The organism is Rhizobium sp. NLR10b (assembly GCF_019685435.1).
GTDB lineage: Bacteria > Pseudomonadota > Alphaproteobacteria > Rhizobiales > Rhizobiaceae > Rhizobium.
In genome coordinates this window covers 1-12580 of sequence record NZ_JABDWV010000023.1, presented here as the reverse complement: position 1 = coordinate 12580, position 12580 = coordinate 1, and the positions used below count along the sequence as shown (strand labels likewise).

11 protein-coding genes and 2 pseudogenes are annotated in these 12580 nt (G+C 56.6%); 7 read left to right on the top strand and 6 right to left on the bottom strand.

Features of this window, described 5'->3' with window-relative positions; genetic code table 11:
• Positions 1-22 precede the first annotated feature (22 nt).
• Positions 23-181: a hypothetical protein gene (locus HJB91_RS27945; RefSeq protein ID WP_017958612.1), complete on the bottom strand. Its 159-nt coding sequence runs from the start codon at positions 179-181 to the stop codon at positions 23-25.
• Positions 182-489: 308 nt separating this feature from the next.
• A complete protein-coding gene (locus tag HJB91_RS27940) occupies positions 490-1056 on the bottom strand; it encodes an acyl-homoserine-lactone synthase (RefSeq protein ID WP_138333855.1) in 567 nt (188 codons plus the stop codon).
• A gap of 561 nt (positions 1057-1617) precedes the next feature.
• Between HJB91_RS27940 and HJB91_RS27935 the strand changes: the two genes are divergently transcribed.
• Positions 1618-2313, top strand: a complete 696-nt coding sequence (locus tag HJB91_RS27935) for a protein rhiA (protein WP_138333857.1) — start codon at positions 1618-1620, stop codon at positions 2311-2313.
• A gap of 231 nt (positions 2314-2544) precedes the next feature.
• Positions 2545-3021 carry a tail fiber protein gene (locus HJB91_RS27930; protein ID WP_017958615.1) on the top strand — a complete coding sequence of 159 codons (477 nt, stop codon included), beginning with the start codon at positions 2545-2547 and terminating at the stop codon, positions 3019-3021.
• 750 nt (positions 3022-3771) lie between these two features.
• Here HJB91_RS27930 and HJB91_RS27925 read toward each other — a convergent pair.
• Both HJB91_RS27925 and HJB91_RS27920 read right to left on the bottom strand, forming a co-directional pair.
• Positions 3772-4515 (bottom strand): LuxR family transcriptional regulator, encoded by a 744-nt coding sequence (locus HJB91_RS27925; protein ID WP_018496492.1) that lies wholly within the window; start codon positions 4513-4515, stop codon positions 3772-3774.
• A 494-nt stretch (positions 4516-5009) separates the two neighbouring features.
• Positions 5010-5660, bottom strand: coding sequence for an outer membrane protein (locus HJB91_RS27920; protein ID WP_221156578.1), 651 nt, complete (start codon positions 5658-5660; stop codon positions 5010-5012).
• Between the two features lie 910 nt (positions 5661-6570).
• On the opposite strand from HJB91_RS27920, the pseudogene HJB91_RS27915 reads away from it, so the two are divergent.
• Both HJB91_RS27915 and HJB91_RS27910 read left to right on the top strand, forming a co-directional pair.
• Positions 6571-6812: pseudogene (locus HJB91_RS27915) on the top strand (SfnB family sulfur acquisition oxidoreductase); the annotation flags it as partial.
• A gap of 318 nt (positions 6813-7130) precedes the next feature.
• On the top strand, positions 7131-7985 hold the full coding sequence (locus HJB91_RS27910) for a calcium-binding protein (RefSeq protein WP_221156525.1): 855 nt from the start codon (positions 7131-7133) through the stop codon (positions 7983-7985).
• 189 nt (positions 7986-8174) lie between these two features.
• On the opposite strand, the gene tnpC is transcribed toward HJB91_RS27910, so the two are convergent.
• Entirely contained in the window at positions 8175-9767 is a 1593-nt protein-coding gene (gene tnpC / locus HJB91_RS27905; RefSeq protein WP_221156523.1) for an IS66 family transposase, read from the bottom strand.
• A gap of 73 nt (positions 9768-9840) precedes the next feature.
• On the bottom strand, positions 9841-10161 hold the full coding sequence (gene tnpB / locus HJB91_RS27900; RefSeq protein WP_204339724.1) for an IS66 family insertion sequence element accessory protein TnpB: 321 nt from the start codon (positions 10159-10161) through the stop codon (positions 9841-9843).
• A 152-nt stretch (positions 10162-10313) separates the two neighbouring features.
• Here tnpB and HJB91_RS27895 point away from each other — a divergent pair, with 152 nt between their 5' ends.
• The 3 genes and pseudogenes from HJB91_RS27895 to HJB91_RS30955 form a co-directional block, all read left to right on the top strand.
• Positions 10314-11564, top strand: coding sequence for a tyrosine-type recombinase/integrase (locus tag HJB91_RS27895; protein ID WP_221156521.1), 1251 nt, complete (start codon positions 10314-10316; stop codon positions 11562-11564).
• Positions 11558-12472, top strand: coding sequence for a tyrosine-type recombinase/integrase (locus tag HJB91_RS27890; RefSeq protein WP_221156519.1), 915 nt, complete (start codon positions 11558-11560; stop codon positions 12470-12472). Before HJB91_RS27895 ends, HJB91_RS27890 begins: the two co-directional genes overlap by 7 nt.
• Positions 12469-12580: pseudogene (locus HJB91_RS30955) on the top strand (integrase/recombinase); the annotation flags it as partial. The gene HJB91_RS27890 and the pseudogene HJB91_RS30955, both read left to right, overlap by 4 nt.

Below are 12580 nucleotides of genomic sequence, written 5' to 3'. Positions count from 1 at the left end.
GCGACGGTCACACGGATGAAACTTAAACGTCCAGTTTGTCCATGTCGCCTGGCTTGCCCCCCTTGATCATGGCAGCAATTTCTGTGGTCGAAGGGGTCGGTCCGACGCGCGGCGCCTTGGCAAACACGCTCAACTCGCTACCGATGAGATTAACGGGCTTGCGGGTGGTTGTCGTTTCCATGTTATGACTCTCCGTTGGTTGCTTTCCTCGCCGTCCCCATAAAGGGATGCCAATGACGCGAGTGACTGAGGTACACTGACTGTCCCATGCCGTTCTAGGGGGCATAGGCTGCGGAATCATTAGGCTGCAATCGATCCGGGCGGCTACGTGACTGGCTCTCTGACCTAAGCATTGATTGCGAAGTAGCACCGCTTGTGCAAAAGAAATCCAGGCGGGACTTGTGTGCGCCGATGAGCCGGACTGGCGGCGAATTGGTGACCAAAACTCCCTGAGCCGTAAGGTTCAAACATCGAGCGGAATTTCCTATGCTAGCTAGTTGCCTTCAACGTCTGCGGGGCGGACGAGGGGATGACTTCGAGTGGCACGACTAATTCGTTTTCGAAAATGCTGGGCTCTGAGAGTATGTGTGTTTGCCACCCGTTGGCGCGCAAGGAGTTTATCAGCTTTGGATGCGTCTCGCCGATAAGCGAGGTGATGCCGGCAACGCGGCAAAACTCCATCAACCCGATCATTAAAACCCGCGATACTCGAACCCCGTCAATCCTTTCGTCACCGCTTGCAACCGCCCACCGCGTCCATTCGAAAACGTCGTGCGACCTTGGCCACTTTTGACCTCGCATGATTTGCGGGTAGACGCTTGAAAGAAGATGTGGCTGCACCGTAGGAAGGAGCCGAGAATACCCGATCACCGCATCGTTCTTGAGAACGCTAAAATGAATAGCGCAATCGTGATCAAACTGATCTATTTCCCGTCTATCACTCTTGCGTAATGCCTGCCATCCACGTCGTTCCACAAATTGCTGGTGTCGAAATCGCCAGATTTTCTCCATGAGCACGGAGTTAGCCCGAGAGTTCCCAATGCAAATCTTCATCATCGCTCCCTGCCCCCGAGGATTACCATGCGCGATTTTTCTGTCCTTCAAAATGAGTAGAAATACTCATTTCTGAGTTAGGTCGCGGATGTTTGACGTCCTTCGTCGCGCTACCATGGTTTGAAATCAAATAATCCGCGCGGCATAGGAAATGGCGGTAACGGAAACATCAGCCAAAACGGGCTTAAGAATGCCATCATCCCGTACCGCTAGAGTAAATTTGCAGAGCATACGGTGTGCGTCAAAGACGCCTAAGGCTCGATCGAGCCGGCTCTCAGGCCGCTTTTCGTTTGATGGGATTGCGTTAGATTCGGCCGTGCTTATCTGCTACCGACCAAATAGGCATCGACCGCTCTTACCGTCCCGGGTCTCGGGGGCATGACTATGGGTTAATGGTGGTCTGTCAGGGAGTATATCTACTCATTTACGTCACCCAGGAATACTTATAGCTGAATTGGTGTCTCCAATAACACTCGCCTCAGTTGGAGCTGGGCCAAGGAGCGGTCCAAACGATTGGATCAGTCCTGGCGTGAAGATAGAAAATCAGCGGAAAGGGAGAATCAAATGTCCTTGCATGTCAGCTACGTAGACAAGGAAATGACGGATCATGCCCGTGCATCACAGCCGGGAAGCGCGGCGCTTGCCCAAGGAACGCAATATTCGTTGCTGTTGAAGAATCAATCGGCGCAACCTTGGACCTTCTACGTCTATCAAAAGATGCCTCAGCCTGTTGCCAATGTCTTCTCCTTGGCATGGTTCTGCTCTCCGTATCAAATTCGGGTTGGCAATCAAATCAAATTCACTTGGGAGCTCGCCTATAACTTCGTCTGGAGCGACACGGGACACCTGATTGCTGGCGTGGACTTTCTTGCCTCTGGAGTGGAGGACTGCAGCCCCAGCGGGAGAAACACCACTACTTTTTCATTAAGTGATGGACCTGGCCTGACCGCGCCGATCAAGGGTGATCCTGCAGGATCACTGGTCATCAACGATGCTGCCAATGTGCCAAACAACCGGTTCTCCGTGGGCATCGGCATGTCCGGAACAGGAACTTATGTTGCACAAGCGGGCACCAATCTGCTCCACACGTTCACGCCGACTCCGAGTTATTGGATTGCGGCGGGAACGAATGTGACCATCGGCTCGGTGCTCAGTATCGACACGATCACCCAGACCAAGGAAGCCAAGTTTCCCTCTGCCGTCTTCAATCTCGTAGGCGTGCTCCAAGACGACAATACCTGGGATGTCAACCCGGCTTGATGGCAAGGTGAATTAGCATCAGCTCCGTCCGTCAGGACGGAGCTGATGCAGGGGAGTGCCTGTTGTTGCTGATAATTGGCATTCCTTCCCTCACACATCAATTTGACCGAGGAACCAAAGATGTTTGCAGGGCCTCCAATCGGTGCGGTGTGTCCCTTTGCGGGGCAAGTTGCCCCTATCTCCAGCTCGGTTAATACAATCTGGAGCAACACACCCTGCGCAAGCTCTGGCGTGGCTGCGGGTACAAATGCGGAAGCTCCGATCAGCTACGTCGAAGCCCAGGGATGGATGCTTTGCGATGGACGCTATCTCAGGGCAGCCGCCTATCCAGAACTCTACGCCGTTCTCGGCGGACTCTATGGAGAGCGGAATTCCACGGCCGATCTGGAATTTCGGATTCCAGACTACCGTGGGCTGTTCCTGCGCGGTTTCGATTCCGGTGCCGGTATGGACCCTGACGCGAAACGACGGCTAGATCCAACTGGCAATAATGTTGCAAACGTTGTTGGATCACTCCAATGCGATGCTCTGCAAGTTCATGCGCATCCCTATGAGATAACGACGCCGGCGGGAATTTCGCAACAGGGCAGTGCCGCCGGAACTTCCATTTCAAGCAAATCGACAGGTTCACCGGAAAATCCGGCACGCACAGCTCTTGAGACGCGTCCCAAGAACGTGGCCGTGAATTACCTGATCAAGTTTCGGTAACTTGAAAGGGGCGCAGATCCTTTCATTCGATTCAGAGACATCGGTCCGGAAGCGACATCTTGCCGGCCGGCAAAAGAGGAGAAGCCTAATGACTGCTACTTTGAGAGCTTTCGGATGCCTAGCTGCTTTCGCTCTGACCTTCACCTTAACGCAGGGAGCCGCGGCTGAGGAGCACCAAAAAGGCAAGGTCGCAGCGAAGCCCGTAGAAACTGGCGTTGTGATCCGCGGCATCACGCTTGCCGGCCCGGTTGGAAATCCGGGAACGTCAACCGGGAAAACATGCGATTTCAGCGGTGAGCCCGTGGATCCATCCGGACGTTTGGAGGGGGCAAGCGTCAACTGCAGGCCAAGTGGCAACCGGGCGAATACATTGCCAGGGCTTCCCGCACGCTTTAACGCGTATTGCGTGATAAATGCGCCGGTCAAAAGTGCGCGGCTAATCCAAGCTGCCCGACCAGACAATGCCAACCACTGCGATCTGTCGGGGATCACCCCGAAAGACGCGACTGGTCAATTCGGGGGGGCCGTCTGGCGGTAGGCGGCCATTGGACGACTTCTGAGGAAACAAATTCAAAGCACGTCCTCGCAGCCATCCAATGGATGCTCTCTGCTCGACCTACCGAAAACTGTGTTGCGCCTGTCTATCAATTCAGGCGCAGATTTAGCATTTCAACGGGCTACCATCAGATCATGATCGCTGTCGTGATCCAACAGGCCCGATCCTTGAAGTGGCCGAAAACTCCATATATTTCAGCGAATGATCCTGAGACGAAAGCTTTCGGCAATCATCTGGGGTGTATTAACCACATTGAGTTTTCGCTGGATGTTCAAAATGACATTTTGAATGGTTCGATGGGATCGTCCGAGAATCGTTGCGATCTCTATTGCTGTTTTGCCTGCGGCACACCAATGGATGATTTCGCGCTCTCGCGTTGTGATCATGGGTAAGGCCTGAATCTTTCGACTGGCATCATTCCCAATTTGGGCGCGGAGCAAGCTGTGCGCGTAAGCCGCCATCAGATAGAGCGCGCTTCGGTCGCAGGTTGAGAGCTCTACCCTTTCCGCTCCAAAACTGACAATCGATTGAAACCCGGCGGCAGTGTGTAAAGGAACGCTAAAGCCGTCAATCAACTTGAATTCGCGTGCCTCATTCATGACCCGACGGCTCTGCCGAGCGAGTTTTTGATCTCGCAGAGCTTCCGACCAAACAAATGCGTGATCACATGTCTTGCTAAACTGCACTATGGGGTCGGCGTGGACATAGTTGTTTTCACGATAGCGATCAAACCACCCGGCTGACCAATTGCCCAAAACGAAATAGGGATCAATTCGCTCCGGAGGCGAGGGGATGCCGGATATCGCGAAATAACTAAACCCGAAATATTGTGAAATTTTTCCAAGTAAGAGTAACACATCGTCTTTGCTCTTTGCGCTGGCTGACTCTGACAGGAAATCGAACACCAGATTCGAGACCGCTGAGGATTCTTCCTTCACGACAACCTCCCGGTTCGGCGCAAGATTAACTTCCTCACATCTAAGCAGTGAGTGTCCAGTTCCGCGGGCAGCGAAACTCTGAAAACCATATTAGATACCCTTGATGCATACAACCAAAAAGCGCATATTGCAGGTGGGATCGTCCTCGGCAAACCGTTTGGCGCCGCTCGTCTAAAAACAGTTCGAGCCGTCAATTTTAACCGAGTGCGTCAGCCCGATCGCCATAGCTTGGCATTCACTCGGAACCGTACGCAGACGACCCACAACTTCGAAGCAGGGCCCGTCGCAAATTTTGGCGCTCAACGGTATGTTGACATGGAAGAGAGATTGCCGCTCCGAAAGTTGTGGAGCGAGCCGATGATTCTGAGTGCTACTGCCGAAAAGCTGAAGCGGCAATCGATGGATGATTTCAAGGCCGGCATTTTTCAAAGCATGGCCGATCGCGCTGGCGGTTGCCTTGTATCTGGGTTAGCTCAAGGCTTCAGACGAGTTCGTCAGAAGCGAAAGTTTAGGCCCGCTTCAATTACATTATCGTTGAGGTCGGACTTCGAGCTGATGCCTCCGCTCTTGGTCGGGACGGCGTTGTTAATGACGTAGTTGTACTCGATCTTTGCCGACACGCCACCCGAAAACGCGTGCTCGACGCCGCCGCCGAAGAGGTTGCCCTGTTTCCAGCTATTCGGTCCGGATTTCCACATGTTCGATCCGGATGCGGCGTGGCGGCCCTCGAACTCGGTCGTTGTGACGCCCGCGGTGCCGTAGACGAAAGTGCGGTCAAAGCCCAGGCCAGCCTTCGCTTTCGCGGCACCGCGGAAGCGGCTTTCCACCTTGCCGCCGGGCACACGCACTTCGTTGTTCATGTAAGAGCCTTCCAGTTCTGCGCCGAAAACGCCCGATCCGGCCTGGAAATTGTAACCTACCTGAGCGCCCACCGCTGGGGCGCGACCATTGTTGAACGGGTTGAATTTGGAGGCCGCGACACCTCCGTGAAGACCGGCGTAAGCCCCGGCCCACGAGAAGGTTCCCGGTGCGTCATAAGAGGGGGCGCTCGGAACGCTGTGGTCCGCTAGATCGGCCGCCGACGCGCCGGATGCCATTAGGGTCGAGACGCCTACGGAGAAGATTTTTCTTTTAATTAGCGACATATTAACTCCATAACGAGCGAAACTAACATCCGGTGCTGGGCTGGACGCCCAAAGGTCTGCAAACCCCGCCTGACCCGCGGAGAGGGCATCATGAGCTTCCATGAGAAAAGCCAGATCGCTGGACTGGATCAAGTTTCGCATCGCGTCCGTTGGGTCTTGTGTCGATCCGACGCTCTTTGGGACATAGGAGGCGTTGTCCCTGCTGTGCCGGAGCCTATCTCCTGAGCCATACCCCGACGTTCCTCCCTGCGACAGCCCTTCGGCTGTTGGATAGCATGGTCATACCTTTTTCATAAGTAGACTCTCTACAATTGCCCGATTAAAGACAAGAGACGCACAGGATATATTTAATAATATATTCGCTTATCTTACGCCAGAGAGCGGTAGTGCATTGATAGCTCACCATTTAGTGGAAAACTATACGGAAATATATTTCCGCATATATTATTGTTTGTTTTCCAGCTGGTGGCACAAGCATTTGCCGCGCCAACAAACTTAGGCCCGTACAACGAAAGCGCGACTGTAGCTGAGCTTGTGCCACGACAGAATTCACGACGCTCGTCCGGGCGGCCAGATCCGCAGAGCGTCCCTGCAACTCCTGGTCCAGGAGCCTGTAATCCGCAGTGATATGATAGTCGGTCAGCCGATGGGTGGGGCCGAGCGGCTGCCGACCTGCGGTGCGATGCCCGATCCCGAGGCCGGTTCAGCCGTCTGGGCAACTCGCGAGTGATGGGTGAGACCCCCGTCCGACTCCCACCCCGCCGTGTTGGGCTCACCGTTGGTGGAGAAGCGTATCATAGGGACGCGTCGGGTCGGCTTGAGGATATTCACAACATTGACGGCGTCGTCGCGACCAGTATCTCTGCGCTGTTCTTGCGGGTGATCAGCATCCCCAATTTGTTCTTCCTGAACCGTTGCGGAAGCCCAGATCGTTACCGCCGAAGCGAAGATACTCTCCACCGAAATCGCGATTGCGGCCACAAGTTGTTCGAGCTGGCGGGAACGCGTTCAACCCTTGCAGAGCACGGGCTTGATCGCCACTGGCGCAACGCCCGCACCCATACTCTTCATGACCCGGTCCGCTGGAAGTACGCCATTTTGGGTAAGTATTTCCTGAATGGCGAGAAGCCACCGCTCCATGCCTGGAGCTGAGGTTTTCGATCTGCAAAGTAACCTGAGATCAGGTGCTCTGCAGATCACGTCTGCAGCGTATACGAGGGGGAAGCTTTCACCTTCGTCAACGAGGTGTCGCGGACATTGTTGCCACTTCTTGGCCGCCGATTGTCATAGCCCCAAGTCTTTTTCATATTCTGCCGGCCATCTACGAAGGGCGCTCAGTGCGTCCGGACGATAAACATTTTAGCATCCATCATTCAAATCGTTCGGATCAGATCAATGGATTTCACTAATTCGCTCTTAGAAAACATAAGGGTGCTGGCAGCTTCGGCTGCCTCATAAGGAGTATATGCGATGATGATCAAAGGCACTGATAACAGCCCCTTAATTAATGGATCCGATGACAACGACACAATCTATGGACTTAATCGCAATGACTGGATCAACGCCGGCGGCGGCGATGATCTGATTTGGGCTGAAGGCGGAATCGACATGATCCAGGCCGGTCCCGGCCATGACATCGTCTGGGCCGGGGATGGCTCAGACGCAATCAATGGCGGTGATGGTGACGACGTCCTGTATAGCGACGGCTCATACGTCGCCTTCAACCCCTTCGAACAGCGCCGCGTAACACCACATAGCGGCGAGAGCGACGACTGGCTCGACGGCGGAAAGGGGAAGGATATCCTAGCGGCTGGTGACGGCGCAGATGTTTTGACTGGCGGCGAAGACGCTGACGCCTTCGTGTTTCGGTTCCACGATCCTATGGTTGGAACAACGCACTGCTATACGACTGTGAAAGATTTCGACCCGAAGCAAGACCGTTTTGTCATGGACGCCGATCACTTCGGTAAAGGGGATCTGTTTGGCGCAAATTTCATCAACCACTCGAAGGGTTTCCCAGGCCAATTTGCGGACACTTTCTACAATGGCAAGGCCGCGAACGCGCACGGTGAGCACGTTGTGGTAATCACAGATCGTGGGTTCACGTCTAGCTCTGCCGCCGCGACCGCTATTCACGGGGAAGCCCGCGGTGACATCATTGTCTACTATGATGAAAAAACTCTCGGTCAGGATGGCAAAACTCACGGTGCGACACTAGCCTATGTCGATTCCGCGAACCACGCGCATGCCTTCGCTCATGTCGACAATCTGCACGACATGTCAGATCTTACCTCGTTTACGGGGGAAAATTTCGGCTTCATTTAATTCGAAGACCCGAGGAGCGTTCCACCCTTGGGGCGCTTCTCTTTTCCAACGTGGCGCAGTACGGAAATAGAAACGACGTAATTTTGTGATCGAATGCACCGGCCCGTGAACAAGGTTCAATGGCCGGTCGCGTGCGTCCAATGTCGGCGTTGTTCAACCGAAAAGACGTAAGCGACAAGCTGAGGCCGTTCAGGCTGTGTAGCTCCACGGCATGAGTGCATCGATTTCGCTGCTGGGCCAACCGTTGGCTATGCGCTCAAGGGTCTGGGTAAGCCAGGCCTGCGGATCAACGTTGTTCATCTTCGCTGTCTGAAGGAGCGTGGCGATGGTCGCCCAGGTCCTGCCACCACCGTCACTGCCGGCGAATAGACTGTTCTTTCTCGTAATTGTCTGGGGCCTGATCGCGCGCTCGACGATGTTGGAGTCGATCTCGATACGGCCGTCGGTCAAGAAGCGTTCGAAGATGGAGCGACGCGAGGTGGCATAGCGGATCGCTTCTGCGAGCTTCGACTTGCCGGAGATCCGCGGCAGGGTCTTCTGCCAAAGGTCGAAGAGCTCAGTGACGACGGCAGCAGATGTCTGCTGACGCGCCGCGACACGAGCATCAGGGCTTTGCCCGCGGGCTGTTTCTTCGACCTGCCAGAGCTTTGCCATCAGCTCCACCGTCTCGGTCGCAATCGTCGAGCTTTCCGAGGCGTGGAGCTCGTAGAACTTGCGCCTGCTGTGGGACCAGCAGCCGGCGAGTATCATGCCGTCATTGCCTCCGTCAGATCGAGCGAGCTTGTTGTAGGCACCATATCCGTCGACCTGGAGGATGCCGTGATAGCCATTCAGATGCCGGGCGACACGATCGCCAGCACGGCTATCTTCGAAGCGATAGGCGACCATCGGCGGGCCACTGCCGCCAAAGGGTCTGTCATCCCTGGCATAGGCCCATAACCAAGCCGTCTTTGCTGATCCGGATCCCGGCGCGAGCGTTGGCAACGTCGTCTCGTCAGCGAAGATACGCTCCGCCTTTTTAATCTCGGCAAGGATATAATCGGCCAGGATGTCGAGTTCGAAGCCGAGTTTGCCCATCCATTGGGCCATCAGCTTACGATCGAGCTCGACCTTGTCGCGGGCATAAATTGCCTCCTGCCGATAGAGCGGAAGGCCATCGGCATACTTGGAGACCGCGATCTGGGCCAGAAGTGCTTCCGTTGGAATGCCACCCTCGATGATGTGCGCGGGTGCGGATGCCTGGATGACGCCGTCTTCGTTTTTGAAGGCATACTTTGGCCGCCGGGTGACGATGACACGGAACTTCGCCGGCACGACGTCCAATCGCTCAGAGACGTCTTCTCCGATCAGCACCTTCTGCTTGCCGGCGTGTTCGGGCAGTTCAGCCGGCTCGATCACCAATTCGACCCGCTCCAGGTGAGGTGCGAAGCCCTTACGCGGCCGCGGCTGACGTTTGCCATCCGGATGGGCTGCGCCCTTGTTGACCTGGGCCCGGATCGCGGCGATGCCGCTCTCGATCTCCTCAAAGACAAATGCCTGCTGCTCATCGTCGATGCCTGGAGGTCCAAGCTTTTCCGATCGGCGGCCGAAGCGGGCACGATCGAAGGCTTTCAGGATCTGGGTCAGTCGTTCGATGCGCTCATCAGCATGGGCGTTTCTCGCCTTCAGATCTGCGACCTCGCTCTCCAGAACGTCGGTCCGTGCCGCCTTGTCGGCCATGGCAAGGACCATGGCCTTCAGCTTCTCTACATCATCCGGGAGCTGCAGATCAGGCGGCGTCATGAAGCCTACCAGAGCATATTCTGCTCCAGTTTTCCTGCCCTTTCAGGCGGTTGATTCACTTCGCCGCAGGCCTTTACCCAACAATCTCCGGCGGCTTAACCGCCACAGAGCGAACCCGCTTCCAGTCCATGCCGTCAACGAGCGCCATGAGCTGGGCATGATTGAGCTGCACCCGATTATGGCCGATCCGCGGCCAGCAGAACTGCGCCTTCTCCAGCCGCTTGGAATAGAGACAGACCCCTGATCCATCCCACCAGACGATCTTGACCCGGTCTGCCCGCTTCGCCCGGAAGACATAAAGCGAGCCGTTGAACGGATCACTGCCGGCGTCGCGCACCAGCGACAGCAGGCTGTCCGGCCCTTTGCGGTTATGCGGGGCTCCGCATAACCGCAATTATGTGAAGCGTGCAGTTATGTGAAGTCCGCCGCGGCTCGAGCTGCTTCCTCGTTTTTGTCCAATAGCTTAGATCGTTCATGAGCCTTCCCCACTCGGCATAATTGTTGTCGTCTCGAGACGTTCTTTTTGTCATCGAGAGGAGACCACCCGTGCCAAAATCGACGGAAGTTCTACCAGAATGCACGCAACTGATGGACCCAGGCAAATTGCGTCCGTTCCTGGAGGCGTTCACGAGCCGATTGTTGAAGTTGGGACATACCCGCCTGACGGTGTCAGGCTACGAAGCTTCGGCCCGTCATTTCGGACAGTGGCTACAGAGCACGAAGATTGCCATCACGGAGATTGACGACGATGTCGTTCGCCGCTTTGCGCAGCACCGATGCCGTTGCCCTGGCAGCCGGCAAGCCGATCGTCTGTCGGCCAAATATGTAAATCGCGCGCGCCGGTTCATTGGTTTCCTGGTGGAATACGGGGCGGTGACGCCGTCGACACATGAGCTGCCAGGTGTGGACCTTCACGAGGTCCAAATTGTTGCTTTCCAGACTTGGCTGAGACGGCATCGGGGGATATCCGAGCGCACCGTCCGTCGCCACGGCCGTATGGTCATGCGGCTGCTTGCCGGCCTCGGTCCTGATCCAAAGCTGTACGATGCCCGTCTTGTTCGGCAGGTGATTCTTGACGAGGCCCAGCGAAGTTCGCGCGCCAACCTCAAGACGATGACGATGGCGTTGCGAGGCTACCTCAAGTATCTGGCTACCCAGGGTTTGTGCCAACCGGGGCTTGATCAGGCCATACCGACGGTCCCGCAATGGCGGTTATCGGCCTTGCCGCTCTACATCTCCACCGCCGACGTTGATCGGGTGGTTGCGTCGTGCGACGTCACGACACCGATCGGCATCCGCGATCACGCGGTTCTGCTGCTGCTGGCACGTCTCGGTCTGCGCGCCGGCGACGTTTCGAGCATGTGCCTTGAAGACATCGACTGGCGAGAGGGCACTTTATGTGTGCGCGGCAAGGGCCGCCGCGAGATCCGGCTTCCGCTGCCCCAGGACGTCGGTGAAGCGATTATCGACTATCTACGCGAGGCCCGTCCGCCCGCCGCCTGCGAGCAGATCTTCCTGCGGGCTGTCGCGCCGCATCGGCCGTTGGCGAGCGCGACTGTCTCTAGCATCGTCAAGCTTGCGCTTGTAAGGGCGGGTATCGACAACGCTCCCTCCCGAGGCGCCAATCTCCTGCGACACTCCGCGGCGACCAGCATGCTTCGGGCCGGCGCCACGCTGGATATGATCGGGACCGTGCTTCGCCATCGATCGGTCGACACGACTGCCCACTATGCGAAGGTGGACATCGACATGCTGCTCCAGATCGCCCAGCCTTGGCCGGGGAGTGCGTCATGCTGAGCCAGGATCTCTCGCGATATGTGGAACTCCAGCGCACGGTGGGCTTCAAGTTCCGCGTCCAGCACACGCTTTTGAGGAGCTTCGTCACCTTCGCCGAGAAGCATGGCGATCGGCACATTGAAGTCACTCGTGTACTTGAATGGGCGACGCTTGCGCCATCCCCACAGCAGCGCTGCAACCGGCTGGTGACGGTCCGCCGCTTTGCGTTGGTGCTAGCAGCCGAGGACCTGCGCCATCAGATTCCTTCCGCCGAAGCCCTGGGGCGCAACCTGCTCAAGCGGCGGATCCCGCACATCTATACCCGGGATGAGATCACCGCGTTGTTGCAGGCGGCCGCACAATTGAAGCCGTCAGACACGATCCGGCCGCTGATGTACGAGACCCTGTTCGGATTGCTGGCCGCCACCGGAATGCGCATTTCCGAAGCCCTCGCGCTTCGATTTGAGGACGTGACCGCCGATGGGCTGGTTATCCGACAAACCAAGTTCCAGAAGAGCCGCTTGCTGCCGCTCCACGACACGACGAGGGACGCTCTGGACAAGTATTTGTTGGCGCGTCGTCGGCTCGGAACCTTGAACAGCATGCTGTTCGTTTCCGCTACGGGCGCCCCGCCGGCCTACAGTACCGTGATTGCTGTCTTCCTCCGCCTCGCACGATCGCTCGGTGTGCGGGGAGAGCCCGGGCAAACGGGCCCCCGCATTCACGATCTGCGGCACACATTCGCCGTGCGCTCCCTCGAGCAATGCCAGCACGATCACCATGCCGTCGGCCGCCATATCGTCGCCCTCAGCACCTACCTCGGCCATGCCCACGTCACTGACACCTACTGGTATCTGCAGGCAACGCCGATCCTGTTGAGGCAGATCGCAGCGGCTGGCGAGGCCTTGCATCAAGGAGCCGTCACATGACCGCGCTGGCTCCGCATCTCACCACCTTTCTACGAGAACACCTGCCGCAAGAGCGGCGGGCAAGCCCACACACCTGCGAGGCTTACGCCTACAGCTTCCAACTGCTGC

Bases quoted from the DNA above. Each gene is read 5' to 3' on its own strand.
- HJB91_RS27890 (WP_221156519.1), top strand. From the start codon at position 11,558: ATGCTGAGCCAGGATCTCTCGCGATATGTGGAACTCCAGCGCACGGTG.
- HJB91_RS27935 (WP_138333857.1), top strand. From the start codon at position 1,618: ATGTCCTTGCATGTCAGCTACGTAGACAAGGAAATGACGGATCATGCC.
- HJB91_RS27910 (WP_221156525.1), top strand. From the start codon at position 7,131: ATGATGATCAAAGGCACTGATAACAGCCCCTTAATTAATGGATCCGAT.
- tnpC (WP_221156523.1), bottom strand. From the start codon at position 9,767: ATGACGCCGCCTGATCTGCAGCTCCCGGATGATGTAGAGAAGCTGAAG.
- HJB91_RS27940 (WP_138333855.1), bottom strand. From the start codon at position 1,056: ATGATGAAGATTTGCATTGGGAACTCTCGGGCTAACTCCGTGCTCATG.
- HJB91_RS27920 (WP_221156578.1), bottom strand. From the start codon at position 5,660: ATGTCGCTAATTAAAAGAAAAATCTTCTCCGTAGGCGTCTCGACCCTA.
- HJB91_RS27945 (WP_017958612.1), bottom strand. From the start codon at position 181: ATGGAAACGACAACCACCCGCAAGCCCGTTAATCTCATCGGTAGCGAG.